This is a genomic window from Streptomyces umbrinus (assembly GCF_030817415.1).
GTDB classification, from domain to species: Bacteria; Actinomycetota; Actinomycetes; order Streptomycetales; family Streptomycetaceae; genus Streptomyces; species Streptomyces umbrinus_A.
On record NZ_JAUSZI010000002.1, the window covers coordinates 6,627,267 to 6,651,485 of the forward strand.

The following is a 24,219-nucleotide window of genomic DNA, read 5'->3' on the forward strand; positions in this document are numbered from 1 at the left end:
TCGTAGATCATCCGTCATCGGTATCGGTCACCGTCACCGTCACGGGTATCGGTATCGGTCACCGGTATCGGTCATCGCGCGGCGTACGCTGGCGCGGTGAGCTGGCGACGGGCGCTGAAGGACACCGCGCGCTCCGGCATCGCCGTGGAGAAGAAGCGGCTCGAACCGCTCATCGCGGTGCGCGGAGCCGCGGGACTCGCGATCGTGATCGCGCTGAGCCTGTGGCTCTTCGGCCCGGCGGCCGCCGCGAGTTCGGCCTTCGGCGCGTTCCAGGCGGCGATCGCGACCTTCCAGCGAAGCTGGCGTCCCCGCCCCGAACTGGCCATCGCCTCCGGTACGAGCCTCGCCGTGTCCACGTTCCTCGGCTACCTCACCATCTCCAAGGAGCCGCTCTTCCTCGCGCTGCTCGTGGTGTGGACCTTCGCCGCCGGGATGAGCTGGGCCGCGGGCCCGACCATCGGCCTGATCGCCTCCTCGAACGTGGCGATCATGCTGGTGACGGTCACCCTGCCGACCTCCGTCGCCCAGGCCGCGGGCCACGCCGCGATGATGATCGTGGGCGGCCTGGTGCAGGCCGCGCTGATCATCCTCTTCCCCGTACGACGCTGGGGTGCCCACCGCGACGCGCTCGCCGACGCCCTGGCCGCCGAGGCCGACTACGCGCGCAGGCTGCGCCACGAGCCGGTCGCGTCCTTCGACCCGCAGCCCCTGATGGAGGCGCGCAACGCGGCCGCCGTCACCCCGCGCCAGGCCCGCCGCCGCCCCGCCGAACTCCACGGCGCCCGCGGCATCGCCGAACGCATCCGCCCGGTCCTCGCCTCCCTCGCCGACCCCGCGATGGGCGTCCCGGCCGAGGGCCCCGCCCGCGACCGCGTCCGCGAACTCCTCGCCTCCGCCGCCGCCCTCCTCGACGCCGCCGCCCACGCCATCCGCCACGGCGAGCCCGTCGCCGCCCCACCCGCGGCCCTCGCCACCTTCCGCACCCCGGACACCGGCAGCATCCTCACCGGAGCCCCCTATCGAGCGATGACCCGCCTCAACACCCTCCTCCAGGACGTGGTGGAAACGGCGGGCGGCACCCCACAGGAGGACACCCCGCAGGAAGGCGCCCCAAAGGGGCGCGGGGAACTGCGCGACCGGCCACAACAGACCCGCACCCGCCCGAAAACAGCCCCCCACCACCCCCTGAGGCGCCGCCCCACCTTCCTCGCCCTGATCCCCAAAGCCCTCAAAGCCATGCGCGGCGAACTCCGCCGGGGTTCCCCCATCACCCGCCACGCCACCCGCGTGTCCGCGGTGGCCGCCACCGGCTACATCCTCGGCACCTGGCTCCCCCTCGGCCACGGCTACTGGGCCCCACTGACCTCGGTCATGGTCATGCGCCCGGACTTCTCCCAGACCTACAGCCGGGCCGTGGCCCGCCTGGCCGGCACGGTCATCGGCGTGGCCGTGGCCACGGGCGTCGTACAGGCGGCGACCCCCGGCACGCTCCAGTCCGGCACACTCGCGGTGGCGAGCGCCGCCCTCATGTACCTCCTCATGCGCACGGGCCAGTTCGCGACCCAGGCCTGCATCGCCGCGTACGTCGTCTTCCTGCTCGGCATGGGCGGCGAGGAGTGGACCCAGACCGTGCCCGAACGCGTCCTGCTCACCCTCATGGGCGGACTCCTCGCGATGCTGGCGTACGCCGTCTACCCGGCCTGGGAGACCCCGCGCCTGCGCACCCGCCTCGCGGACTGGCTGGCCGCGCAGGGCCCGTACGTGGCAGCCGTCTTCGACTCCTACGCGGACCCGTCGGGGAGCAACGCCCCGGACGTCCGCGGGGCCCTGCTCACCGCCCGCACGGCCCGCGCGGCCTGGCACGCGGCGGTGGCCCGCGCCACCGCCGAACCGGTCCGGCACCGAGGCCTCTCCCGCACCGCGGCCGACGACGCCGAGGACGCGCTCGCCCAGCTGGGCCGCGTGGCCATGCTCCTGGAGGCCCACCTCCCGGAACGCGGGGCGACCCCCGTACCGCCCGCCGCCCGCTTCGCCGACGCCCTGCGCGAGTCGACCCACAAGGGCGCGAAGGCCATCCGCGAGCGCCGGGTCCCCACCTGGGACGCGGTACGCGAGGCCCTGGACGCCTGGGAGACGGAGGACACCGACAAGGTCGTGCGCAACACCGCGACCCTCGTCCTCGACACCCTCACCGAGCTCTCCGAGGCCCTCGACACGGCCGTACCGCCCATGACGCTCGACGGAACGGCACCCGAAAAGCCGGACGGGCCGCGAAACCCGAAGGATTCCGCGACCCGCTGACGTGAACCGTCGTGACGTGAGGCGACGAGAGGTGAACCCGCGCGATGTGAACCGGCCCTTCAGAACCGCGCAGCCGGCCCTTCAGAACCGCGCAGCCGGCTCTTCAGAGCCGCGGACCCCGCCCTTCAGGACCCCAGACTCGCCGTGGGCAGCCCGGTCGGGAGCGTCCCGCCCTCCGCCTTCGTATACGTTTCCTCGCCGAAGCCCTCCCACGTGACCTTCAGGGTCGTGGAGCCGACCGAGTCGACCATGCCCTCGGTCCGGTCCTTGTTCCCGTCGGAGCACTTGAGCTTGATCATGCGCATGCCCGAGGTCTCACCGGCGGTGCCGCTGCACACGGACCCGCCCGTCGAGAACAGCCCGGCCTCCTCGCCGGTGACCACCAGCGCCACGGCCTTGCCGCCCTTGGTGGCCAGCCAGCTGCCCTCCAGCGGCCCGGCCTTGCCCGTACTCCCGCCGGAGCCGCCCGTACCGCCGCCGGTGTCGGCCGACCCGGTCGGTGCCGAGCCGGTGGAGGAGGGGAAGTCGTCGCCCCCGCCACCGTCGTCGCTGCTGCAACCGGTCGTCAGGACGAGCGTGGCAGCCAGCCCCGCCGCCGCGGCCGCGATCCGCGCCTGCCCGCGCGAGATGGTCGCCGAAGTCACTGAAGCCCCCAAGGGTCTGGCCGGACGAGTCGCCGGTACCCGCCGGGTACCGCCGGTGGCGCCGATGCAACCGGGAACGACCGCCAGCAAGCTACCAGGAGGACTTCCGGACCCCCGGCAGGAACCCCTTGTGCGCCTGGTCCCGCAGGTTCACCCGCGAGAGCCCGAACGTCCTCAGGTAGCCGCGCGGCCGCCCGTCCACGCTGTCCCGGTTGCGTACGCGCGTGGCGCTCGCGTCACGCGGCTGCCGTTCCAACTCGCGCCGGGCGGCGGACCGTTCGGCGTCCGTCGAGGACGGCCTGCGGACGATCTCCTTCAGCTCGGCCCGCCGCTCGGCGTACCGGGCGACGATCTCCCGCCGCTTCTCGTTCTTCGCGATCTTGCTCTTCTTGGCCATCAGACCTTCACCCCACGGGCCCGGATCCGGGCCACGGCGGCCTCGACACCGATGACGTCGACCGTCTTGATGCCCTTCGTGCTCAGCCTCAGCCGTACGTACCGGCCCTCGCCCGGCAGCCAGTAGCGCTTGCTCTGGATGTTGGGGTCGAAGCGGCGTGACGTGCGCCGATGCGAGTGGGAGATGGAGTTCCCGAAGCCCGGCCGGGCTCCGGTCAGCATGCAGTGCGCGGACATATGAGTGACGTACCTCTCTGTTTCCTCGTTATCGATAATGGGATTCGTTTTCATATACTAGCCACATGGCACGCAACGAACTCCGTCCGGTCATCAAGCTCCGGTCCACGGCCGGGACCGGCTACACGTACGTCACCCGCAAGAACCGCCGTAACGATCCCGACCGGATGACCCTGCGCAAGTACGACCCCCTCGCCGGCCGGCACGTCGACTTCCGAGAGGAGCGCTGAGCGTCATGCGCGAGGAGATCCATCCGGCGTACGGTCCCGTCGTCTTCCGGGACCGGGCCGCCAACCACGCCTTCCTGACCCGCTCGACCCTCGTCGCCGGGGGGAGCGGGAAGACGATCGAGTGGGAGGACGGCAACACCTACCCGGTCGTCGACGTCGAGATCTCGAACGTGAGCCACCCCTTCTACACGGGGACGGCCCGCGTCATGGACACGGCCGGCCGCGTGGAGCGCTTCGAGCGCCGGTTCGGCAGGCGCGGCGGCGAGCGCGACGACCGGCCCGGTGACCGGCGCGGGGAGCGGTGATGCTGTCCGTCGCCATCGTGGGCGGGCTGCACGCCGACGCCCGCCGGGCGGCCGTGGACCGGCTGCTCGCCGAGGTGCCCGGGTCGGTGGCGCTCCACCACGACCTGGCAACAGCCGTACGGGGCACGGTGGTTCGTACGGTCCGCGACCGCACCGGGATCGTCTCCGCAGGTGAGGCGTCCCTCGTCAACGACTGCGCGTGCTGCGCCCTGCGCGAGGACCTGGTCCCCGAGCTGGAGCGGCTCGCGGCGGACGGGCTGACCCGGCTCGCGGTCGTCGAGCTCTGGGACTCGGTCGAGCCCAAGGCGATGGCGGAGGTCGTGGCGAGCGCGGACCTCCGCCTGACCGGCGTCATCACGGCGGTCGACCCCGCCCTGGTGCTGCCCTACCTCGGCAACGGCGACGACCTCGCCGAAGCGGGCCTCGCCGCTGCCGCCACCGACCAGCGCACGGTCGCCGACACCTTCGCCCGCCAACTGGAGTACGCGCCCGTCCTGGCCCTCGCCACCTCGGAAGACGCCGACGACGAGGACCGCGCCCTCCTGGCCCAGCTCCACCCGACGGCCCGCCAAGTTCCGATAGGCGACGGCGACTTGTCGGGCCGGGGGGACGGCGACCGGGAGTCGTGGTTCGAGAGGCGACCGGCCGAGGAGCCGGGCCTCGCGGGGCAGGCGGGACTCGCCTCGGCGGACTCGGAGCCCCGGAGGTCCCCGCTCGCGGAGGCCGCGTTCGGCGGTTTCGACGTGGAGGCGGCCGCCGCCGCTCAGCATCCGGCCTGCGCGTTGCTGCCGGCCGAGGCCGACGAGTGCGGGGTCTCCACGCTTGTCTGGCACCGGCGGCGGCCGTTCCATCCGGAGCGGCTGTACGCGGCGCTGGAGGATCTGTGCTGCGCGGCGGCGCGCAGCCGGGGGCGGTTCTGGCTCGCCGACCGGCCCGACACGCTGCTGCACTGGGACGCCGCGGGAGGCGCCCTGTGCGTGGAGAACGCCGGGCCCTGGCTGGCCTCCCTGCCCGACGCGGCCTGGGAGCTGGTGCCACCGGTTCGCCGTGCCGCGGCCGCGCTCGACTGGCACCCGGAGCACGGCGACTGCTGCCAGCACCTCGTCTTCACGTCACCGGGCCTCGACCGCGACGGACTCGAACTGCTCCTGGAGTCCTGCCTGTTGACGGACGCGGAGTACGCCGCCGGCCGCACCGCCTGGAAACAGCTCCCGCCCGCCTTCGACTCCCTCCTGGAGGTCTGACCATGCCCCGCAAACCCGACCGCAAGCCGGCGCCCCGCCCCAATCCGCTGGGCACGGCGAAGATCACGTACATCGACTACAAGGACACGGATCTGCTGCGGAAGTTCATCTCCGACCGGGGCAAGATCCGCAGTCGTCGGGTCACGCGTGTGAGCACCCAGCAGCAGCGGCTGCTGGCGCGGGCGATCAAGAACGCTCGGGAGATGGCTTTGCTTCCGTACTCTTCGCGATAGCGCTCCGCTGGGAGCGAAGTTGTCTGGCTGCGGGTCGGCTGTGGCTGGTCGCGCAGTTCCTCGCGCCCCTGGAGGGCGGGGGTCGCGGCCCGTTCCACCCATTCAGTCCGTGGGTGGGGCGGGCCGTTTCGGAACACAAAGGGGCCGGTACGCGTCTCATGTCCATGCGGGGGCATGCGTTGGAACGATTCGGCCCGCGGGACCGTCAAACGTGTAACCGTAGGACCACCCCCCGTGCACGTGCATCTGCTCATGCAGCTGCATGTGAAGAGCGGCTATGATCCGGGCAGTTGACCAACACTGCATCACTGGCAACAGACGCCAATGCACCACCGGGGAGCGACCTGTGGACCACGACGTGTACAACGGCATGGCTGCCACGGAGCTGCGCGGAGCGGCCTGGCAGAAGAGCATGCACAGCAACTCGCAGGGCTCCTGCGTGGAGTTCGCCCGGCTGCCGGGCGGCGAGGTGGCGGTGCGCAACTCGCGCTTCCCCGACGGCCCCGCCCTCATCTACACGCCTGCCGAGATCGAGGCCATGCTCCTGGGCATCAAGGACGGCGAGTTCGACCACCTGGTCGCGGGCTGACGCAGGGCAGGTGATCGGCCGGTGCGGGCAGAGGGCCGGCCGGTGTGGGCAACTCGCCCCATTCAGGGATGTTCACGGACCGTAGGCGGTCGGTAACGCGCGTAGAACCGCGGCGCGAAAAAGCGCCGCGGTTCCTCATGCGGAAGGGCCCAGCCGGAACAGCGCCCAGACGACCTTGCCGTTGAGCGTGCCGGCGAGCGGGTGCCAGCCCCAGCCGTCGGCGAACGAGTCGACCAGGAACAGCCCGCGGCCCGACTCCGCCGAGAAGTCCTCGGAGTCGCCCGCGACCGGGCTGTCGTGACTGGGGTCGCGCACCGCGCACACGAGTCTCTCGGTCCACCGCATCAGGTGCAGCCGCACGGGCGCGTCCTGGTCGCAGGGGCGTGGAGTGTCCGCGGGCAGGGCGTGCCGCAGCGCGTTGGTGACGAGTTCCGAGACCACCAGACAGACGTCGTCGAAGCGGTTGCCAATGTCCCACTGGTCCAGCGTGCGGCGGGTGAACTGCCGCGCGTCGCGCACCGCTTCGTAGCGGGGCGGCAGGGCGCAGGAGGCGGCGTTGGACACGGACGCGGGGTCCAGTGGCGGAAGCCCCTGCCGTAACGGCTCGAGCATGGTCGATCCATTCGTCCCCATGCGAGGCACTCCCGGGGTTCGCGGTCGTTGCGATGCAGCGGTGGCGCGAGACCATCGTTCCGAATGCGTTCGGCAGATGCAAGGGCAGATGCACGTGCACGTGCCCGAATTGGACCTTCCCATACCGCTTCTTGGTCATTTTTTCCGCGACCTTCTTGCCGCTTTTTTGTGTCTGGCTTGTCTTCTCCTTGTCGATTCCTGTGTGTCCCCGCTGAAACCTTGCCGTTTCTGTAATCGAACGAGTACTGCTTGGAGTGTTTTAGTGGCAGACTGCGGCCCTTGAAGACGGGTTGGGGAGGCGGACGAACGTGAGCGCGCAGGAGTCGGGATCGGTGGTACGGCGCATGCTGCTCGGCTCGCACCTGAGGCGGCTGCGGGAGTCGCGCGGCATCACCAGGGAAAAGGCCGGCTACTCGATCCGCGCCTCCGAATCGAAGATCAGCCGTATGGAGTTGGGCCGGGTGAGCTTCAAGACGAGAGACGTCGAGGATCTGCTGACGCTCTACGGGATCGCCGACGAGGCGGAGCGCACCTCCCTGCTCTCCCTCGCCAAGGAGGCCAACGTCGCGGGCTGGTGGCACAGTTACTCGGACGTCCTGCCCAGCTGGTTCCCGACGTACGTCGGTCTGGAGGGCGCCGCGTCCCTGATCCGCTCCTACGAGGTCCAGTTCGTGCACGGCCTGCTGCAGACCGAGGCGTACGCGCACGCGGTCGTGGCGCGGGGCATGAAGGGCGCGAGCGAGGCGGACATCGAGCGGCGCGTGGCACTGCGCCTGGAGCGCCAGAAGTACCTGGTGTCGGAGAGCGCCCCGGACTTCCACGTCGTACTCGACGAGGCCGCGCTGCGACGCCCGTACGGCGACCGGGAGGTGATGCGGGGTCAGCTCCAGCACCTCATCGACATCTCCCAGCGTCCCAACGTGCGGCTGCAGGTCATGCCGTTCAGCTTCGGCGGGCACGCGGGCGAGAGCGGGGCCTTCACGGTGCTCAGCTTCCCCGAGTCCGACCTGTCCGACGTCGTGTACCTGGAGCAGCTCACCAGTGCGCTGTATCTGGACAAGCGCGAGGACGTCACCCAGTACGAGAAGGCGATGAAGGAGCTCCAGCAGGACAGCCCCGGTCCCGACGAGAGCCGTGACTTGCTCAGGGGTCTGCTGCAGCTCTCCTGAATCCGCTCTCCAACTCCCTTGAGACACCAGTACGATGACGTGTGATCAGACCGTGAAGATGATCGATCGGGTGTCTGCTGCGGCAGCAAGGGATTGAGGGATCACATGTCGTCCTACTTCACCGACCTGGCCCAGCAGTACATCGACGGCGAGTGGCGTCCCGGTACCGGCTCCTGGGACATCATCGACTTCAACCCGTACGACGGTGAGAAGCTCGCGTCGATCACGATAGCCACGGTCGACGAGGTGGATCAGGCCTACCGGGCCGCCGCCCGCGCCCAGAAGGAATGGGCCGCGACCAACCCGTACGCGCGTCGTGGCGTGTTCGAGAAGGCCCTGCGGATCATCGAGGAGCGCGAGCAGGAGATCGCCGAGGTGATCATCGCGGAGCTCGGCGGCACGCGTCTGAAGGCCGGCTTCGAACTGCACCTCGTCAAGGAGTTCCTGCGCGAGTCGGTCAACCTGGCGCTGCGGCCCGAGGGCAGGATCATCCCCTCGCCGGTCGACGGCAAGGAGAACCGCCTCTACCTCGTCCCCGTCGGCGTCGTCGGTGTGATCAGCCCCTTCAACTTCCCGTTGCTGCTGTCGCTGAAGTCCGTCGCTCCCGCCCTGGCCCTCGGCAACGGCGTGGTCCTCAAGCCGCACCAGAACACCCCGATCGTGGGCGGTTCCCTGGTCGCGAAGATCTTCGAGGACGCGGGCCTTCCGGCCGGTCTGCTCAACGTCGTGATCACCGACATCGCGGAGATAGGCGACACCTTCATCGAGCACCCCGTCCCGAAGGTCATCTCCTTCACCGGCTCCGACAAGGTCGGCCGCCACGTCGCCACCGTCTGCGCCGCGAACTTCAAGCGCTCCGTCCTCGAACTCGGCGGCAACAGCGCGCTGGTGGTCCTGGACGACGCGGACATCGACTACGCCGTGGACGCCGCGGTCTTCAGCCGGTACGTGCACCAGGGCCAGGTCTGCATGGCCGCGAACCGCGTCCTCGTGGACCGCTCGATCGAGGCCGAGTTCACCGAGAAGTTCGTCGCCAAGGTGAAGACCCTCAAGGTCGGCGACCCGAGCGACCCGCAGACGGTCATCGGCCCGCTCATCAACTCCTCGCAGGCGGACTCCGTTTCGGGCGTCGTGACCCAGGCGATCGCCGAGGGCGCCACCGCCCTCGTGCACGGCACCGCCACCGACAACCTCGTCGAGCCGTCCGTCCTGACCGGCCTGCCCGCCGACTCGGACATCCTCCGCCAGGAGATCTTCGGACCCGTGGCGCTCCTCGTCCCGTTCGACGGCGAGGAGGAGGCCGTGCGGATCGTCAACGACACCCCGTACGGGCTGAGCGGCGCCGTGCACACCGCCGACGTCGAGCGCGGTGTCTCCTTCGCCAAGCAGATCGACACGGGCATGTTCCACGTGAACGACGGCACCGTGCACGACGAGCCGCTGGTCGACTTCGGCGGCGAGAAGTCCTCGGGCGTCGGCCGGCTGAACGGCGAGTCGACGGTCGGCGCCTTCACCACCCAGAAGTGGATCTCGGTACAGCACGGGCGCAGCTTCTTCCCGTTCTGACCTGCCAACTCCCTTACGGGGCGCCCCTGCCGGCTTCGGCGGGGGCGCCCCGTGCCGCGTTTCGGTGTGCACGGCCCGCCTCAGCGGCGGCTGAGCAGGTAGGCGTCCGGCCCGTACGCGGCGGCGATGTCCTGCGCCGGGATGCCGAGCATCGTGGAGAACGCCGTCACCACCGGCAGATGGGCCGCGCCGGGCTCGTCACCGGTGAGGAGGTCCCCGACCGCGTCGCGGAGCGCGGGGCTGAGGCGAAGCTGGTCGACGGCCATCCTGGCCGTCTGCGCGGTGCCCGGCTCCTGACGGCTCAGCAGGCGGTAGAGCGCCATCGCCACCCGCCCGGTGGCCGCTCCCGCTCCCGCGTGCTCCCGGGCGTACGCCTCGGCAGAGCCGTGCGCGGCGAGGCTCAGCGCGTCCTGGATGCCGAGGGTCGTGCCGGCCGCGAGGATCGGGTGGATGTGCCCGACCGCGTCACCGACCAGCGCGAGCCGGCCCTGTCCGTAGTGCACGCGGGGGCGAAATCCGGTCGCGGACCACGTCAGCCGGCCCGCCGCCAGGGCGTCGGCCAGCGGCCGCCGCAGCACCTCCGGCATCAGCGGCACGAAATGACGGTGCAGATACGCGTGCAGCGCGGGCGGTCGCGGATGCGTCGGGGGTACGTCGAGGACCACCCGGATCGCGTCGGGAGCGATGGAATAGATGGCCACACCGTGCCCGGGCACCTCGCTCGCGACCTGGAAGAACTCGTAGACCGGCAGCCCAGGCCCTTCGAGCACGACACCGGCCGAGTGCGACACGACGGTCTGCGGGGTGTGCCCGAACAGCGCGCGGCGGACACCGGAGGAGCGGCCGTCCGCCGCCACCACGAGATCGGCGCGCAGCCGCGTCTCCTGCCCGTCGCGGGTCAGCCGGACCGTGCCGTCCGGTGTGGCCGCCGTGACACGGGCGCAGGTGAGCACCTCCACCCCGGGCCGCTCCACGACACTGTCCCGCAGCGCGTCCACCAGCTCAGCGTGGGGCATGGACACGGCCCGCATGCCCCGCCGGTACGGCACCACGACCGGCTCGTGCCCCTCGTCGGCCAGGTGCATGCTGACGCCCGTACCCCGGACGTGGCCGCCCTCCGGAAGCACCAGGCCCCAGCGCAGCAGCACGTCCGCCGCGGACGGATGCAGCCATTCCACGGCGAACGGCGAGGCGGGCCCCCGCTCCATGCGCTCGACCACCACAACCCGGGCACCGCGGTCGGCCAACGCGTGCGCGGCGGCGCAGCCGACCGGGCCGGCCCCCACGACGATCGCGTCCACGGAATCGCTCATGCCTGGCTCACATCCCGGGCTGGCGCCCTGTGTTGAAGGTGCGTCACTGTTTGTGACCGATCGCCTACGGAACCTAACCCATGTCCGTTCTCCGCCCCGGCGGCGTACCACGATCGGGCGAGAAGGTCGCCGAGCCCGCGCGGCGCGTCGACGGGACCGGTAGGAAGGGGGCACCGTCGGGTGGCGCACCAGGCCGTTCCGAGGGCCGTGCAGGGTCGTTGAGAGAGTGCCGCACCAGGCCGGTCCGTGGGCCGTTCCGGGGCCGACGGCGACCGCTTTTCCGACCTATCGCCAGGCGTGACGTACGACGTGACGGCTGTGAAAGAAGGGCTCCTTGTCCCCCGTTCTCCCTCAGCCCGCCGCCCCCGACCCTGCCTCCGCCCCCGACATCGCCGCCGCCTACGCGTCCTGCCGACGGCTGGTGAGGTCCTCCCGCTCCGTCGAGTACTCCGTCATGCAGCTGATGCCGGCCGCGCTGCGCCCCGCGTGCTGGGCCATGTACGCGGCCGCCGTGACGACCGACGCCCTCGTCGACGACGAGGAGGGCAGCCCGGCCGAGCGCGCCGCGAGACTGCAGGCCTGGGTGGACGCCCTGCGCGCGGAGCTCGCGGAGACGGGGTCCTCAGTTGTAGGACCGTCGGCCGGGGGGCCCTCCCGCGCGGGGCGGTCCCACGGGCCCGGGGGTGATGACCCGGACCGTGGCGATCCGGTCCGCCGCGCACTCGCGGACACCATCCGAACGTGGCAACTCGACGTCGAGACGTTGACGCCCGTCTTCACCGCGCTGCGCGAGGACGCCTCGGGCCGCCGCCCACAGACCTGGCGCGAGTGGAGCCTGCGCACCCAGGCGGAGAACACCCCGTGGGCGATGTGGTGCCTGACTCTCCTGACCCGCGCCGGAGTTCCCACCACGGTCCGCCAGGAACACCTGGAGGCCATGCCCGCCTTCCTCGACGGCCTCTACCTCACCGACACCTTTACCGATCTGGCGTCCGACCTCGGCCGCGGCATCCTGACGCTCCCGGAGGAGGCCCTCGCGGCCCACGGGGTCCCCGAGGCCGACCTCCTCGCCCGCCGCTGGACACCGCCCGTCGAGGCACTGATCGCCGGCCTGACGGAACGGGCCGACGACTGGCTGGAGCAGCCCGCGCTGCAGCGGGGCGTGCACCCGGGGATGGCCGTCCTGCTCCGCACCTCGACCGACCTCTTCCGGGCCCGCGTCCGCACCGCCCGCCGGCTCGGCCCCGCGCTGCTGCACCGCACCGCCGAACTGTCCCCGGCCGTACGGCTGCGGCTGCTCGCCCCCGCCCGCGTCCGTGCCGTACGCGCCTGGCGCCGGGCCGCGCTCGTACAGCCGGCCGAGCCCGTGGTGGTCCTGCCCGAGCCCAGGCGCGAGGCCGACCCGGCGTTCCTCCCGCCGGTCCCGCCCCGCCCCCACCCGAGCGGGGAGTGCGCGCCGGACATCCCCGCGGAGCGGCTTCCCCGGCACGTGGGCGTCATCATGGACGGCAACGGCCGCTGGGCCGCCCAGCAGGGACTGCCGCGCAGCGAGGGCCACCGCGTCGGCTCGGACGCCACCCGCGACGTCGTCCACGGGGCGCTGGAGCTCGGTCTGAGCCATCTGACGCTCTACGCGTTCTCCACCGAGAACTGGCGGCGCGACGCGAGCGAGGTCGCCCGGCTGTTCCGCACCATGCACGACACCCTGCGCGACTCGGACCTGCGCTCCCTGGACGTCCGTCTGCGCTGGGCGGGCAGTCCCGAGGGGCTCCCGGTGGACCTGGTCGACGCGCTCCGGCAGAGCGCGCGCGACAGCCGTCACCGGACCGGGCTGACGCTCACGCTGTGCGTCAACTACGGGGGCCGCGCCGAACTCGTCCAGGCAGCGGCGGGGTTGGCCCGCGCGGCAGCGGCGGGCGAGCTGGACCCGGACCATATCGACGAACGCCTCCTCGCCGCCCATCTGCCGCACCCCCACCTCCCGGAGGTCGACCTGCTGTGGCGCACCGGCGGTGAACACCGGATCTCCAACTTCCTGCCCTGGCACCTCAGTTACAGCGAGCTCCACTTCACCGACACGCTGTGGCCCGAGGTCGACCGCCGGGACCTGTGGCGGGCGGTCGGCACGTACACACAGCGCAGGCGACGGCACGGGGCCGCGCCGGTCGTGGAGGGCACGAGGGTCTGAAGTCCCGGCATTCCGCCCGGAGTCCCGGAGTCCCGGAATTCCGCCCGGAGTCGGCTCTTTTTGAGGACAGAAGCTGTCCGCAAGGGTCCGTAACTTGGTTGATGTCAGCAGGCAAGAGGACCCGATGAGAGGCGGCCACCCATGGTCATGCACGTGCACGCGGAGGCTCACGGCGACGAGCGCGGGGCGCTGCTCGCCTTCCTGGACGAGCAGCGCGGGGGCATCCGCCGCACGTTGCTCGGCCTGACCGACGAGCAGGCCGCGACCCGGCCGAGCGCCAGCGAACTCTCGCTCTCCGGGCTGCTCAAGCACGTCGCCGAGACCGAGCAGGGCTGGCTGTCGCGGGCCCGGCAGGTGGCGCCCGACATCCAGCGCTCCGAGGAGAACTGGGGCGACAGCTTCCGGCTCGTCGGCGACGAGACCGTCGAGTCGATGCTCGCCCACTGGGACAAGATCGCCCGGCAGACCGAGGACTTCATCCGGACCGTGCCCAGCCTGAACGACACCTTCCCGCTGCCCGACGAGCCCTGGTTCCCGGACGACGAGACCGTGTCCATGCGCTGGGTGATGCTCCGCCTGATCGCGGAGATGGCCCGGCACGCCGGCCACGCCGACGTCATCCGCGAGTCCCTGGACGGGAAGACCGCCTTCGAACTGGTCGCGCAGGAGCAGGGAGCCTCCTGGGGGTGAGTCCGGGGGGCGCCGGGGGGTGGCCTGGGGGTGAGGCGCCACCCGGCCCCGGGGAGGCGGGCCATACGCTGGCTCCATGTCAGCGATCCGTCTCCTCGTGCTCGGCGCCGTGCGCCAGCACGGCCGGGCCCACGGCTACCAGGTGCGCAACGACCTGGAGTACTGGGGCGCGCACGAGTGGTCCAACGCCAAGCCGGGCTCGATCTACCACGCGCTCAAGCAGATGGCGAAGCAGGAACTGCTGCTCGCCCACGAGATCGCGCCCTCCACGGCCGGCGGCCCGCCGCGCACCGAGTACGAGATCACGGAGGCGGGCACCGAGGAGTACCTCACGCTGGTGCGCCACTACCTCACCGCGTACGACCAGAAGCCGGACGTGCTCACCGCCGCGCTCGGATTCATGGTCGATCTGGACCGCGAGGAGGTCCTCGAACTGCTCGAGGAGCGAGTGCGCGCCATAGAGGAGTGGCGCAAGGGCGTCACCGAGTACTACACGCCCGAGGAAGGCCCCGAACAGCTGGGCCACATCGGCGAGATCATGAACTTCTGGGTCACCTCCGCGGACACCGGCGCCCAGTGGACCCGTGGCCTGATCGAGCGGATCAGGGGCGGCGCGTACGTCTTCTCCGGCGAGGGGGATCCGTTCGTGGGGGTGCTGGCGGAGGACGAGGAGAACCCGTACGCGACGGGGGAGTCCCATCCAGGGGATGCGGGCTGAGCGGACCGGTGTGTGTGTGAGGGGCGCGCGTTCAGCGGGTTCGGCGGGTTCGGAGAATTTGCGCTAATCAAGTTTGACTAAGCGTCCGGGCGGGCATACGGTTCACCGGCGCACTAGTAGTCAAGTTTGATTACCCTGAAGTGAAGGGAGCCCGATGACCGACGTGATCGTCGTCGAGGGCGTACGGAAGAGGTACGGAGACAAGCACGCGCTGGACGGGCTCGACCTGAGCGTCGGGCGCGGCACGGTGCACGGAGTGCTCGGGCCGAACGGCGCGGGCAAGACGACCCTGGTCCGCATCCTGGCCACCCTGCTGCGGCCCGACGAGGGCCGCGTCGAGGTGGCGGGGCACGACGTGAGGACCGACGCGCACGAGGTGCGCTTCCGCATCGGACTGCTCGGCCAGCACGCCGCGCTCGACGAGGAGCTCGGCGGACGGCAGAACCTGGAGATGTTCGGCCGCCTCTACCACCTGGGCGCCCGTCGCGCGCGCGTGCGGGCCGACGAACTCCTGGAGCGGTTCGGCCTGGCGGACACGGGCCGCAAGGCGGTCAAGCAGTTCAGCGGCGGCATGCGGCGCCGGCTGGACCTCGCCGCCTCGCTCATCACCGAACCGGAGGTGCTCTTCCTGGACGAGCCGACGACGGGCCTCGACCCGCGCGGCCGCGCGGAGGTGTGGGACGCGGTGCGCTCCCTGGTCGGCGGCGGCACGACCGTGCTGCTCACCACGCAGTACCTGGAGGAGGCTGACCAGCTCGCCGACCGCATCTCGGTCGTCGACCGGGGCCAGGTCATCGCGGACGGCACGGCGGACGAGCTGAAGGCGAAGACGGGCGGCGACCGGATCGACGTCGTCCTGCACGACGCGGGCCAACTGGGCGCCGCCGTGGCTCTGTTGCCGTTCGACAAGGCCACCCTCTCCGTGGACGCCGACCGGCGCCTCCTCAGCGCCCCGGTCACCGACCGCATGACCGCCCTCGCCGGGGCCGTACGCGCCCTGGAGGAGGCCGGGATAGAGGCCGAGGACATCGCACTGCGCCGGCCCACCCTGGACGAGGTCTTCCTGCACCTGACCGGCAAGACCGAGGAGGCCGCGTGAGTACGTCGCCCCGCTGGGCCGTCACCGACTCCTGGACCATGACCCGGCGCGAACTCGCCCACTGGGCACGGCAGCCCTTCCAGGTCTTCGTGGGGCTGGCGTTCCCCGTGATGCTCCTGCTGATGTTCGGCTATCTGATGGGCGGCGGCAGCGGCATCTCGGGCGACTACCGCGAGTACCTGGTACCGGGAATGTTCGCGCTGACCATGGCCTTCGGCCTGGACGCCACCATGGTCGCGGTCACCCAGGACCTGAACAAGGGAGTGATCGACCGGTTCCGGTCCATGCCGATGGCCGTCGGCGCCGTGCTCGTGGGCCGTTCGGCCGCGGACATGCTGCAGTCGGCCCTGTCGCTGGTGGTCCTCGTCGGCGTCGGGCTCGCGGTCGGCTGGACCTGGCACGGCTCGTTCGCGGCCTTCCTGGGCGCGCTCGGCCTGCTGCTCCTGCTGCGGTTCGCCATGCTGTGGATGGGCATCCATCTGGCCATGGTCGCGGGCAAGCCCGAGCTGGTGGTCACCGTGCAGATCCTGGTCTGGCCGGTGAGCTTCCTGTCCAACGCCTTCGCCATCCCCGAGTCCATGCCGGGCTGGCTGGGAGCGACCGTCGAGTGGAACCCCATGTCCGCGACGGCCACCGCGGTCCGTGACCTGTTTCGGCAACGAAGGCGGCGCGGTGAGCACCTCCTGGGCGGCGGAACACGCCCAACTCCTGGCGGTGCTCTGGCCACTGGCCCTGATCGCGGTGTTCTTCCCGCTGGCGGTACGGAGGTTCGGGGCGCTGAGCAAGTAGGGGCTCCGGGCGGGGGTCGGTACGGGCGGCCAGCCCGCGCTGAAGTCGCCGGGACGAAGTGGGAACCCGATCGCGGCGAGCGGTGTACCAGAAGCAGACGCTGCGCGAGGAGCGCGCCGGTGCAGCGGTTCGTCGGTTCGTCGCTGATCGGGGGATTCCATGGGGTGGTTGGGGCCGAGGAGGAGGGCCACTGCGGTGCTGGCCGCGGTGCTCGGGGTGTCGGCGCTGCTGGGGGCGTGCGCCGAGGCGGAGCCGGGAGGGGATGGTGCGTCGGGGGCCGCGAGGTCATCGCCCGCCGGGGCCTCGTCGGCCCAGTCCTCGGGTGCCGGGTCCTCGGGTGCCGCGGCCGATCCGGCGGTTGCGGACGGGGTGACGCCTCCCCGGATCCCGTCGGCGACCGGGCTGCCCGGCAGCCCGTCCGGCGTCGACTTCGCGGTGGACGGCAGCGGCTTCGCGCTCTTCGCCCAGTGCGGGGAGAAGCGCTGTCGGCAGAGCGTGGCCGTGCTGGACAGGGGAGCCGACGCCTGGCGCCCCGTGCGCTCACCTCTGCCGGACGTGACAGGCGATCTCGGTATCACGGTGGGGCTCATGGGACTGGGCCCCGGCCGCGCGCTGATCACCGAGGGCGCTTGGCCGCCGACGTACCGGACCTGGTTCACGGGCGACGGCGGCCGCACCTGGCGGACCGGCTCTGAGAAACCCTCGGGTACGACCCCTGAGGTGCCCGAGGGAGGCGCTCTGGTCCAGGAGTGCGTGCGGCCTGCGGACGACGGAAACGCGTGCGCGCGGTCCCGCCTGCTGGCCGTCCTGCCCGCCACCGGCGAGTTCCGGGTTCTGGCCGAACAGCCGCCCCTGGAGGGAGTGGTGAGTCCTGCGGGGGAGCCCGGCGGACAACTGCTCCTCGCCTCGGGAGCCGACCCGGAGTCCGGCCTGCCCGCGCTCGCCGTCAGCGAGGACCGGGGGCGCACCTGGCGGTCGGCCCGGCTGCCCGGGTCCGAGAAACACGGCTGGGGCTTGAGGGCGGTCGCGAACGGCAGCGTGCTCTACGCGACCCAGCCGGGCCAACTGCCCGACGAGGACGACGTGAAGAACGGCCTGCTGGCCATCCACCGCAGCGCCGACGCCGGCCACACCTGGCAGCGCGTCTGGAAGCACCGCAAGGGCGTGGAGCCCCGCTCCAGCCTCGGCGACCTGGTGGCCGCCGCCGACGGCAGTCTCACCGTCCACGGCGAGGACGGCGCCTGGCGCAGCACCGACGGCGGCCGCACCTTCCAGCGCGGCAGTGGCTCGCGAGGCATCTCGGGCTCCGTCACCGCGACACCGCTCGGCCATCTGTGGACCGACAGCTTCGGCGCCGGAGCCTTCCGGATATCCACCGACGGCAACCACTGGCACAGGTTCGAGCTGGGGGACGGGGACTGACCGGAGGTGAGGCAAGCGGCGGAGGTGACGGAAGCGACGGAGGGGCCGGTGCCCGAAGTGGCGGCCGGGCCGGAAAGGCCGGCTCAGTGGTGGAAGCCGGTCGCCGCCCCCTTGTCCCGGGCCAGCGGGTGCTGCTGCTGACGCAGTTCGGGCAGCAGACTGCCCAGGTCCTCCACGAACAGCTCGGCGAGGTCGGACGAGAACCCGTTGCGGCACACCACCCGCAGCACGGACAGGTCCTCACGGTTCTCGGGGAAGGTGTACGCCGGCAGCAGCCAGCCACGCTCCCGCATGCGCCGGGACACGTCGAAGACGTCGTAGGAGGTGATGTCCGGAGCCGTTGTGAAGGCGAACACCGGCAACTGATCGCCCCGGGTGAGGAGACGGAAGTCGCCGAGCGCCTCGACCCGGTCGGCGAGCCCCATGGCGACGTCCCGTGTCGTCTGCTGAACGGCCCGGTAGCCCTCGCGGCCCAGTCGCAGAAAGGTGTAGTACTGCGCCACGACCTGCGCCCCCGGCCGGGAGAAGTTGAGCGCGAAGGTCGGCATGTCACCGCCCAGGTAGTTGACCCGGAAGACCAACTCCTCGGGCAGCTCGACGGCCGAGCGCCACAGCGCCCAGCCGACACCCGGGTAGACGAGGCCGTACTTGTGCCCCGAGGTGTTGATGGAGGAGACCCGCGGCAGCCGGAAGTCCCAGACCAGGTCCTCGTCGAGGAAGGGAGCGACCATCGCGCCGGACGCGCCGTCGACGTGGACGGGGATGTCCAGACCCGTGCGCGACTGCAACTCGTCCAGGGCGGCGCAGAGTTCGGCGATCGGCTCGTACGACCCGTCGAAGGTGGAGCCGAGGATGCCGACGACGCCGATGGTGTTCTCGTCGCAGAGTTCGGCGGCGGCCTGCGGGTCGAGGTGGAAGCGGTCGCCCTCCATGGGCACCAGGCGCGGCTCGACCTCCCAGAAGTTGCAGAACTTGTCCCAGCAGACCTGGACGTTGACGCCCATGACGAGATTGGGGCGGGCACCCGGATACCGGTCCGCGTTCCGTTTGGCCCAGCGGCGCTTGAGCGCCATGCCCGCGAGCATGCAGGCCTCGCTGGACCCCGTCGTCGAACAGCCCACGGCGGCGGACGGATCGGGCGCGTTCCACAGATCGGCGAGCATCGCCACGCACCGCCGCTCCAGCTCGGCCGTGCGCGGGTACTCGTCCTTGTCGATCATGTTCTTGTCGCTGCACTCGGCCATCAGCACGCCGGCCTGGGGTTCCATCCAGGTGGTGACGAAGGTGGCGAGGTTGAGGCGGGAGTTGCCGTCCAGCATCAGCTCGTCGTGCACCAGCTGATACGCGGTGGAGGGCGGCAGTGGCCCGTCCGGCAGCCGGTGCTGGGGCGGGGCCTCCGTCATGCCGCTGACCGGATTCGCCTCCCCATAGAAGGGGTTGACGGTCGCGGGACGCTTGTCGGCCTGCTCGGGGCCTTTGTGCAGCGGCATGGGTCCTCCGGTCGGTGGGGTCGGGCCTCCATGGTGGGCCACCACCCCGTCATAAGCGGGTAAAACCGGCATGGCACCCGGTGGATTCGGGTCCGGCGGATCCGGCGTGCGGTTCCGGCTTGCACCTCACGTGACGTGAGGCCTCAGCCTGAAGTGCGTACCGAAAAGGAGGGAGCGGAGACGATGAGCTACTCCGTGGGACAGGTCGCCGGTTTCGCCGGGGTGACGGTGCGGACGCTGCACCACTACGACGAGATCGGGCTGCTCGTGCCGAGCGAGCGCAGCCACGCGGGCCACCGGCGCTACGGCGACGAGGACCTCGACCGGCCGCAGCAGATCCTGTTCTACCGGGAGCTGGGCTTTCCGCTCGACGAGGTCGCGGCCCTGCTCGACGACCCGGAGACGGACCCGCGCGCGCATCTGCGCCGCCAGCACGATCTGCTGACCGCCCGGATCGAGAAGCTGCAGAAGATGGCCGCGGCCGTGGAGCACGCCATGGAGGCACGCACGATGGGCATCAACCTCACACCCGAGGAGAAGTTCGAGGTCTTCGGCGACAAGGACCCCGAGGAGCACGCGGAGGAGGCCGAGCGCCGCTGGGGCGGCACGGAGGCGTACGCGGAGTCGCAGCGCCGCGCCGCCCGCTACACCAAGGACGACTGGAAGCGCATGCAGGCCGAGGTCGCCTCCTGGGGCGAGCGCTACGACGCCCTCATGGAGGCCGGTGAGCCCGCCACGGGGGAGCGGGCCATGGACATGGCCGAGGAACACCGGCAGCACATCAGCCAGTGGTTCTACGACTGCTCGTACGAGATCCACCGAGGGCTCGGCGAGATGTACGTGTCGGACGAGCGGTTCAAGGAGTTCTACGACTCCATGCGCCCGGGTCTCGCCGAGCACCTGAGGGACGCGATCACGGCGAACGCGGCACGGCACGAAGCCTGACGGCGGACGGCGGTACGGGGGTAAGGGGCGTTCGCAAGGGCGGGCGCCCCTTACTTCCGACTCCCGTACCGCCGTCGCCCTACTCCTTGACCATCACCACGGCCGTGCCGTACGCGCACACCTCCGTCCCGATGTCCGCCGCCTCGGTCACGTCGAAGCGGAACATCAGCACACCGTTGGCACCCCGCGCGCGTGCCTGCTCGACGAGCCGTTCCATCGCCTGGTTGCGGGTCTCCACCAGCGTCTTGGTGAGGCCCTTGAGCTCGCCGCCGATCATCGACTTCAGACCGGCCCCGATCTGGCTGCCCAGATGCCTGGAGCGCACGGTCAGCCCGAAGACCTCTCCGATGACCTGCTCGACCCGGTAGCCGGGCACGTCGTTCGTCGTCACGACCAGTACGTCGGCCTGGGGTCCCTGACCACCGCCGTATTCTTCGATTCCCATGGCTCACAGCTTTGTCCCAGTCGGGGCACAGTGCATCCTGTAGGAGTCGGTGGAACCTGGACCCTTCATGCTGCGTTGATAACTTTGGTCGGCCACACCCTCGCCTGCCGCATCCACCACCCTTCAGGAGTCCGGAATCGTGACGACGACGCTTGCCATCGGCCCAAGCTGGTTGGATCCGGACTACCTTCTCGACTCGTTCGGCATCTGGGGCCTGCTCCTGATCGTCTTCGCCGAGTCCGGCCTGCTCATCGGCTTCTTCCTGCCGGGTGACTCCCTGCTGTTCACGGCGGGTCTGCTGATCACGTCGAACCAGCTGGACTTCCCGCTGTGGGCCGCCGTCGTCCTGATCTGCATCGCCGCGATCGTCGGCGACCAGGTGGGCTACATGTTCGGCAAGAAGGTGGGGCCGTCGCTCTTCACCCGCCCGGACTCCCGCCTCTTCAAACAGGAGAACGTGGTCAAGGCCCACGAGTTCTTCGAGAAGCACGGCCCCAAGTCCCTGGTCCTGGCCCGCTTCGTGCCCATCGTGCGCACGTTCACGCCGATCATCGCCGGCGTCAGCGGCATGAAGTACCGCTCGTTCCTGATCTTCAACGTGATCGGCGGCATCCTCTGGGGCGCGGGCGTCACACTGCTCGGCTCCTGGCTGGGCCAGATCGACTTCGTGAAGAAGAACATCGAGCCGATCCTGCTCCTGATCGTCTTCATCTCGGTGGTCCCGATCATCATCGAGTTCATGCGGGCGCGCAGTAAGTCCAAGAAGAACCCGCAGCAGCAGCCCCCGGCGGCCCACATGCCCCCGGCGGCCGCTGCCATGGACGACCAGACGACCCAACTCCGCCGCATTCCCCCGGCCCACGAGAACGGCCAGGACGACTACTACGGCAACGGCAACGGCCACGACAACGGCCAGAACCAGCAGTACCAACAGCAGCCCTACGCCCAGGACCAGGGCTACGGCGGCTACCCCCAGGGCCAGGACCAGTACGCCCAGCAGTACCCCCAGAACTACCCGCCCCAGAACCAGCAGCAGTACCCGCAGGACCCGTACCCCCAGGACCAGAACCAAGGCCAGCAGTACCCCCAGAACCAGGGCTACCCGTACGGCCAGAACTACCCCCAGAACTGACGAACGCGGCTCGACTGAAACGCGCCCCACAAGGGGCGCGGGGCTGTGACATTTGCGGCTCCGCCGCGTGGGCGCGACCAGCCAGAGGCAACCCGCACCCGGCTACGAACGACAGCCACCCACGATCAAAGCCGCCCCAAGAGGACCCGCACCTCAGAACCCACGGGTCCTCTTCGCAGCCCTCCGTGCCCCCGCAGACGCCCCGGGCAACCGCATGAACAACCGAGAGATCTCGGACCCCAGATTCACCCCGATGGCGATGGCCATCGCAAGGGCGGCCGCCTTGGTGAGCGACACCAGCCCCTCGTCGACATCGTTCTGAGCGATCGCCAGCAGCCCGAAATACGTGGCCGATCCTGGCAACAGGGGCCCGATCGCCGCAGTGGTGTAGGGCAACGCCGAAGCGAACCGATACCGCGACAGCAACTGCCCGAACAGCCCCACGAGCCCGGCCGCCGCGGCCGTGGAGGCGACGGGTGAGATCTCGCCCACGTAGTGCATGGCCCCGTACACGCTCCATGCCACGCCACCGTTGAGCGTCACGATCAGCACGGTGGAACGTTCCTGCTGGAGCAGCACCGCGAAGCAGAGCGTCAGGAGCATCGACGCGGCGATCTGCCACCCCGGCCGGTTGGAGGACTGCAGGGCCGCGTCCGGATTGAGCTCGGCGCCCAGCTTCACACCGAAGTACAGGATCACGAGGACGCCGATGACGATGCCGACGTAGAAGTACATGACTTCCAGGAGCCGGGCCGCCGCGGTGATGTAGTAGCCGGTCAGCCCGTCCTGCACGCCCGCCACCAGCGCCCGCCCGGGCAACAGCGCGAACAGCCCACCGGTGATGACCGCGGAAGCGCGCACGTCGACGTGCGCGATCGTGAGCGCGGCCCCCATCGCGGCGGCCGGCATCGCGGCCACCGTGAACTGGTAGAACTCCGGCAGCCCGCGCCCCGCACACAGCCACGCCAGCCGGTCGCCGAGCATCGCGCCCACGGCCGCCGCGACGAACACGATCAGGTCACCGCCGACGAGCACGGAGGCCGCGCCCGCGAGGCCCCCGGTGGCCAAGGTCAGCAGCCAGCCGCTGTACGGGTGCCGGTTGCGCCGGATCTCCGCGAGCCGCCGGTAGGCCTCCTCCAGGGAGACCTCGGTCTGGTCGTCGCTGATGTCGTCGACGAGCTGGTAGACGGCCGCCAGACGCGTGTAGTCGGTGCCCCGGCGCCGTACGGTCCGCGACGCGGTCACCGGATCCTCGACCAGCGACGGCTGGTACGAGATGGACAGCAGCGTGAAGGTGACGCCCGGCTCGCAGCGGTCGAGGCCGTACGAGCGGCAGACGGCGAACATCGCCGCCTCCACGTCCTCGGCGCCCTCGCCGCCCGCGAGCAGCAACTCGCCGATACGCAGGGTCAGGTCGAGCACGCGCGGGACGGCCGGACCCTCGTCCTCCGTCTTCTGCACGGTCTCGGGGACGGGCCGCTCGGCGACGGGCATGCGCAGCATCGTGCGCATCCGGTCCTGCCAGGGGACGTCCTTGGTGAGATCGACGCGCGGTATGCCGGCTGGCGGGGTGAAGGCGGGCGGCGCGTGCTTCGCGCTGTACGTCCTCGGCGTGCTGAACGCCGACCCCTCCGACTCGGTGGCGGGCACCTGCGGGACGCCCATCCCCTTGGGGAGCGCGAACTCCGACGTCGTCGAGGACTCCTCCTCGACCGGCGCGGGCTGCGCCACCACACCGGCGGGCGGGACGAACGCGCTCCTCGCCTCGTCCGACTGCGGTTTACGGTCTTCCGCCTCCGGCTCGGTCACCCACGACTCCTGAATCGCACATCCAGTACGCCTCAGTATGCGCACTGACAGACAAAGGGGCCGCGCGACCCCGTGGGGGTCACGCGGCCCTCAGGCCACAGGGGATCAGTGCCCGCCCTGTTCCTTGGCACGCTTGTAGGACCGCTCGATCTCGGCCTCCGCGTCCGTACGGCCCACCCAGTTGGCGCCCTCGACGGACTTGCCGGGCTCCAGGTCCTTGTAGACCTCGAAGAAGTGCTGGATCTCCAGACGGTCGAACTCCGACACGTGGTGGATGTCCCGCAGGTGCTCCACGCGAGGGTCGTGCGCGGGCACGCACAGCAGCTTGTCGTCGCCGCCCGCCTCGTCCGTCATACGGAACATGCCGATCGTGCGGCACTGGATGAGACAGCCGGGGAAGGTCGGCTCGTCCAGGATGACCAGCGCGTCCAGCGGGTCGCCGTCCTCGCCGAGGGTGTTCTCGACGAAGCCGTAGTCGGCCGGGTAACTGGTCGAGGTGAAGAGACGACGGTCCAGACGGATCCGACCGGTCTCGTGGTCCACCTCGTACTTGTTCCGTGAACCCTTCGGAATCTCGATCGTGACGTCGAACTCCACCGGTGGCTCCTCCATGATCAGCACATAGTTCTGGT

At 70.7% G+C, this 24,219-nt stretch carries 24 protein-coding genes and 1 pseudogene; 16 read left to right on the forward strand and 9 right to left on the reverse strand.

Annotation, left to right across the window (positions count from 1 at the left end; translation table 11 throughout):
* The first annotated feature begins 96 nt into the window (after nucleotides 1–96).
* Nucleotides 97–2,301 (forward strand): FUSC family protein, encoded by a 2,205-nt coding sequence (locus tag QF035_RS29230; protein ID WP_307523512.1) that lies wholly within the window; start codon nucleotides 97–99, stop codon nucleotides 2,299–2,301.
* A gap of 125 nt (nucleotides 2,302–2,426) precedes the next feature.
* Here the strand turns inward: QF035_RS29230 and QF035_RS29235 are convergent, their stop codons facing one another.
* The 3 genes from QF035_RS29235 to rpmB form a co-directional block, all read right to left on the reverse strand.
* A complete protein-coding gene (locus QF035_RS29235) occupies nucleotides 2,427–2,945 on the reverse strand; it encodes a hypothetical protein (protein WP_307523513.1) in 519 nt (172 codons plus the stop codon).
* Between the two features lie 91 nt (nucleotides 2,946–3,036).
* A complete protein-coding gene (gene rpsN, locus QF035_RS29240; protein ID WP_307523514.1) occupies nucleotides 3,037–3,342 on the reverse strand; it encodes a 30S ribosomal protein S14 in 306 nt (101 codons plus the stop codon).
* Nucleotides 3,342–3,578 carry a 50S ribosomal protein L28 gene (gene rpmB / locus QF035_RS29245; RefSeq protein WP_307523515.1) on the reverse strand — a complete coding sequence of 79 codons (237 nt, stop codon included), beginning with the start codon at nucleotides 3,576–3,578 and terminating at the stop codon, nucleotides 3,342–3,344. Before rpmB ends, rpsN begins: the two co-directional genes overlap by 1 nt.
* Before the next feature lie 65 nt (nucleotides 3,579–3,643).
* On the opposite strand from rpmB, the gene rpmG reads away from it, so the two are divergent.
* The 5 genes from rpmG to QF035_RS29270 all read left to right on the forward strand — a co-directional run bounded on the left by rpmG (nucleotide 3,644) and on the right by QF035_RS29270 (nucleotide 6,179).
* Complete coding sequence (gene rpmG / locus QF035_RS29250; protein WP_307523516.1) at nucleotides 3,644–3,808, forward strand: 50S ribosomal protein L33; 165 nt, start codon at nucleotides 3,644–3,646, stop codon at nucleotides 3,806–3,808.
* 5 nt (nucleotides 3,809–3,813) lie between these two features.
* Nucleotides 3,814–4,113: a type B 50S ribosomal protein L31 gene (locus QF035_RS29255; protein WP_307523517.1), complete on the forward strand. Its 300-nt coding sequence runs from the start codon at nucleotides 3,814–3,816 to the stop codon at nucleotides 4,111–4,113.
* Nucleotides 4,113–5,357: a GTP-binding protein gene (locus QF035_RS29260; RefSeq protein WP_307523518.1), complete on the forward strand. Its 1,245-nt coding sequence runs from the start codon at nucleotides 4,113–4,115 to the stop codon at nucleotides 5,355–5,357. Before QF035_RS29255 ends, QF035_RS29260 begins: the two co-directional genes overlap by 1 nt.
* A 2-nt stretch (nucleotides 5,358–5,359) precedes the next feature.
* Nucleotides 5,360–5,590: a 30S ribosomal protein S18 gene (rpsR, locus tag QF035_RS29265; protein ID WP_307523519.1), complete on the forward strand. Its 231-nt coding sequence runs from the start codon at nucleotides 5,360–5,362 to the stop codon at nucleotides 5,588–5,590.
* A 370-nt stretch (nucleotides 5,591–5,960) separates the two neighbouring features.
* A complete protein-coding gene (locus QF035_RS29270) occupies nucleotides 5,961–6,179 on the forward strand; it encodes a DUF397 domain-containing protein (protein WP_307531508.1) in 219 nt (72 codons plus the stop codon).
* Between the two features lie 135 nt (nucleotides 6,180–6,314).
* Here the strand turns inward: QF035_RS29270 and QF035_RS29275 are convergent, their stop codons facing one another.
* Nucleotides 6,315–6,791 carry an ATP-binding protein gene (locus tag QF035_RS29275; protein WP_234048372.1) on the reverse strand — a complete coding sequence of 159 codons (477 nt, stop codon included), beginning with the start codon at nucleotides 6,789–6,791 and terminating at the stop codon, nucleotides 6,315–6,317.
* A 365-nt stretch (nucleotides 6,792–7,156) separates the two neighbouring features.
* Here QF035_RS29275 and QF035_RS29280 point away from each other — a divergent pair, with 365 nt between their 5' ends.
* Both QF035_RS29280 and QF035_RS29285 read left to right on the forward strand, forming a co-directional pair.
* A complete protein-coding gene (locus QF035_RS29280) occupies nucleotides 7,157–7,981 on the forward strand; it encodes a helix-turn-helix domain-containing protein (RefSeq protein ID WP_189843317.1) in 825 nt (274 codons plus the stop codon).
* 105 nt (nucleotides 7,982–8,086) lie between these two features.
* The gene (locus tag QF035_RS29285) at nucleotides 8,087–9,547 is read left to right on the forward strand and encodes an aldehyde dehydrogenase family protein (RefSeq protein ID WP_307523520.1); all 1,461 of its coding nucleotides are present in this window, start codon (nucleotides 8,087–8,089) and stop codon (nucleotides 9,545–9,547) included.
* Between the two features lie 80 nt (nucleotides 9,548–9,627).
* On the opposite strand, the gene QF035_RS29290 is transcribed toward QF035_RS29285, so the two are convergent.
* Nucleotides 9,628–10,860, reverse strand: a complete 1,233-nt coding sequence (locus QF035_RS29290; RefSeq protein ID WP_307523521.1) for an FAD-dependent oxidoreductase — start codon at nucleotides 10,858–10,860, stop codon at nucleotides 9,628–9,630.
* Between the two features lie 334 nt (nucleotides 10,861–11,194).
* On the opposite strand from QF035_RS29290, the gene uppS reads away from it, so the two are divergent.
* The 6 genes and pseudogenes from uppS to QF035_RS29320 all read left to right on the forward strand — a co-directional run bounded on the left by uppS (nucleotide 11,195) and on the right by QF035_RS29320 (nucleotide 17,766).
* Nucleotides 11,195–13,048 carry a polyprenyl diphosphate synthase gene (uppS, locus tag QF035_RS29295; RefSeq protein ID WP_307523522.1) on the forward strand — a complete coding sequence of 618 codons (1,854 nt, stop codon included), beginning with the start codon at nucleotides 11,195–11,197 and terminating at the stop codon, nucleotides 13,046–13,048.
* A 141-nt stretch (nucleotides 13,049–13,189) separates the two neighbouring features.
* On the forward strand, nucleotides 13,190–13,738 hold the full coding sequence (locus QF035_RS29300) for a DinB family protein (protein ID WP_307523523.1): 549 nt from the start codon (nucleotides 13,190–13,192) through the stop codon (nucleotides 13,736–13,738).
* Between the two features lie 76 nt (nucleotides 13,739–13,814).
* Nucleotides 13,815–14,456 (forward strand): PadR family transcriptional regulator, encoded by a 642-nt coding sequence (locus QF035_RS29305; RefSeq protein ID WP_307523524.1) that lies wholly within the window; start codon nucleotides 13,815–13,817, stop codon nucleotides 14,454–14,456.
* A gap of 154 nt (nucleotides 14,457–14,610) precedes the next feature.
* The gene (locus QF035_RS29310) at nucleotides 14,611–15,555 is read left to right on the forward strand and encodes an ATP-binding cassette domain-containing protein (RefSeq protein ID WP_307523525.1); all 945 of its coding nucleotides are present in this window, start codon (nucleotides 14,611–14,613) and stop codon (nucleotides 15,553–15,555) included.
* A 38-nt stretch (nucleotides 15,556–15,593) separates the two neighbouring features.
* A pseudogene (locus QF035_RS29315) lies at nucleotides 15,594–16,344 on the forward strand (ABC transporter permease).
* A 195-nt stretch (nucleotides 16,345–16,539) separates the two neighbouring features.
* Nucleotides 16,540–17,766, forward strand: a complete 1,227-nt coding sequence (locus tag QF035_RS29320) for a WD40/YVTN/BNR-like repeat-containing protein (protein WP_307523526.1) — start codon at nucleotides 16,540–16,542, stop codon at nucleotides 17,764–17,766.
* An 83-nt stretch (nucleotides 17,767–17,849) separates the two neighbouring features.
* Here QF035_RS29320 and QF035_RS29325 read toward each other — a convergent pair whose 3' ends face one another.
* Entirely contained in the window at nucleotides 17,850–19,256 is a 1,407-nt protein-coding gene (locus tag QF035_RS29325) for a glutamate decarboxylase (RefSeq protein WP_307523527.1), read from the reverse strand.
* A 183-nt stretch (nucleotides 19,257–19,439) separates the two neighbouring features.
* Here QF035_RS29325 and QF035_RS29330 point away from each other — a divergent pair, with 183 nt between their 5' ends.
* Complete coding sequence (locus tag QF035_RS29330; RefSeq protein WP_307523528.1) at nucleotides 19,440–20,201, forward strand: MerR family transcriptional regulator; 762 nt, start codon at nucleotides 19,440–19,442, stop codon at nucleotides 20,199–20,201.
* 79 nt (nucleotides 20,202–20,280) lie between these two features.
* On the opposite strand, the gene QF035_RS29335 is transcribed toward QF035_RS29330, so the two are convergent.
* On the reverse strand, nucleotides 20,281–20,646 hold the full coding sequence (locus QF035_RS29335; protein ID WP_269653260.1) for a YbjQ family protein: 366 nt from the start codon (nucleotides 20,644–20,646) through the stop codon (nucleotides 20,281–20,283).
* 139 nt (nucleotides 20,647–20,785) lie between these two features.
* Between QF035_RS29335 and QF035_RS29340 the strand changes: the two genes are divergently transcribed.
* On the forward strand, nucleotides 20,786–21,778 hold the full coding sequence (locus QF035_RS29340) for a DedA family protein (protein WP_307523529.1): 993 nt from the start codon (nucleotides 20,786–20,788) through the stop codon (nucleotides 21,776–21,778).
* Nucleotides 21,779–21,931: 153 nt separating this feature from the next.
* Here QF035_RS29340 and QF035_RS29345 read toward each other — a convergent pair whose 3' ends face one another.
* Nucleotides 21,932–23,587, reverse strand: coding sequence for a threonine/serine exporter family protein (locus QF035_RS29345; protein WP_307523530.1), 1,656 nt, complete (start codon nucleotides 23,585–23,587; stop codon nucleotides 21,932–21,934).
* 105 nt (nucleotides 23,588–23,692) lie between these two features.
* Entirely contained in the window at nucleotides 23,693–24,184 is a 492-nt protein-coding gene (locus QF035_RS29350; RefSeq protein WP_055610781.1) for an inorganic diphosphatase, read from the reverse strand.
* Nucleotides 24,185–24,219: the final 35 nt, after the last annotated feature.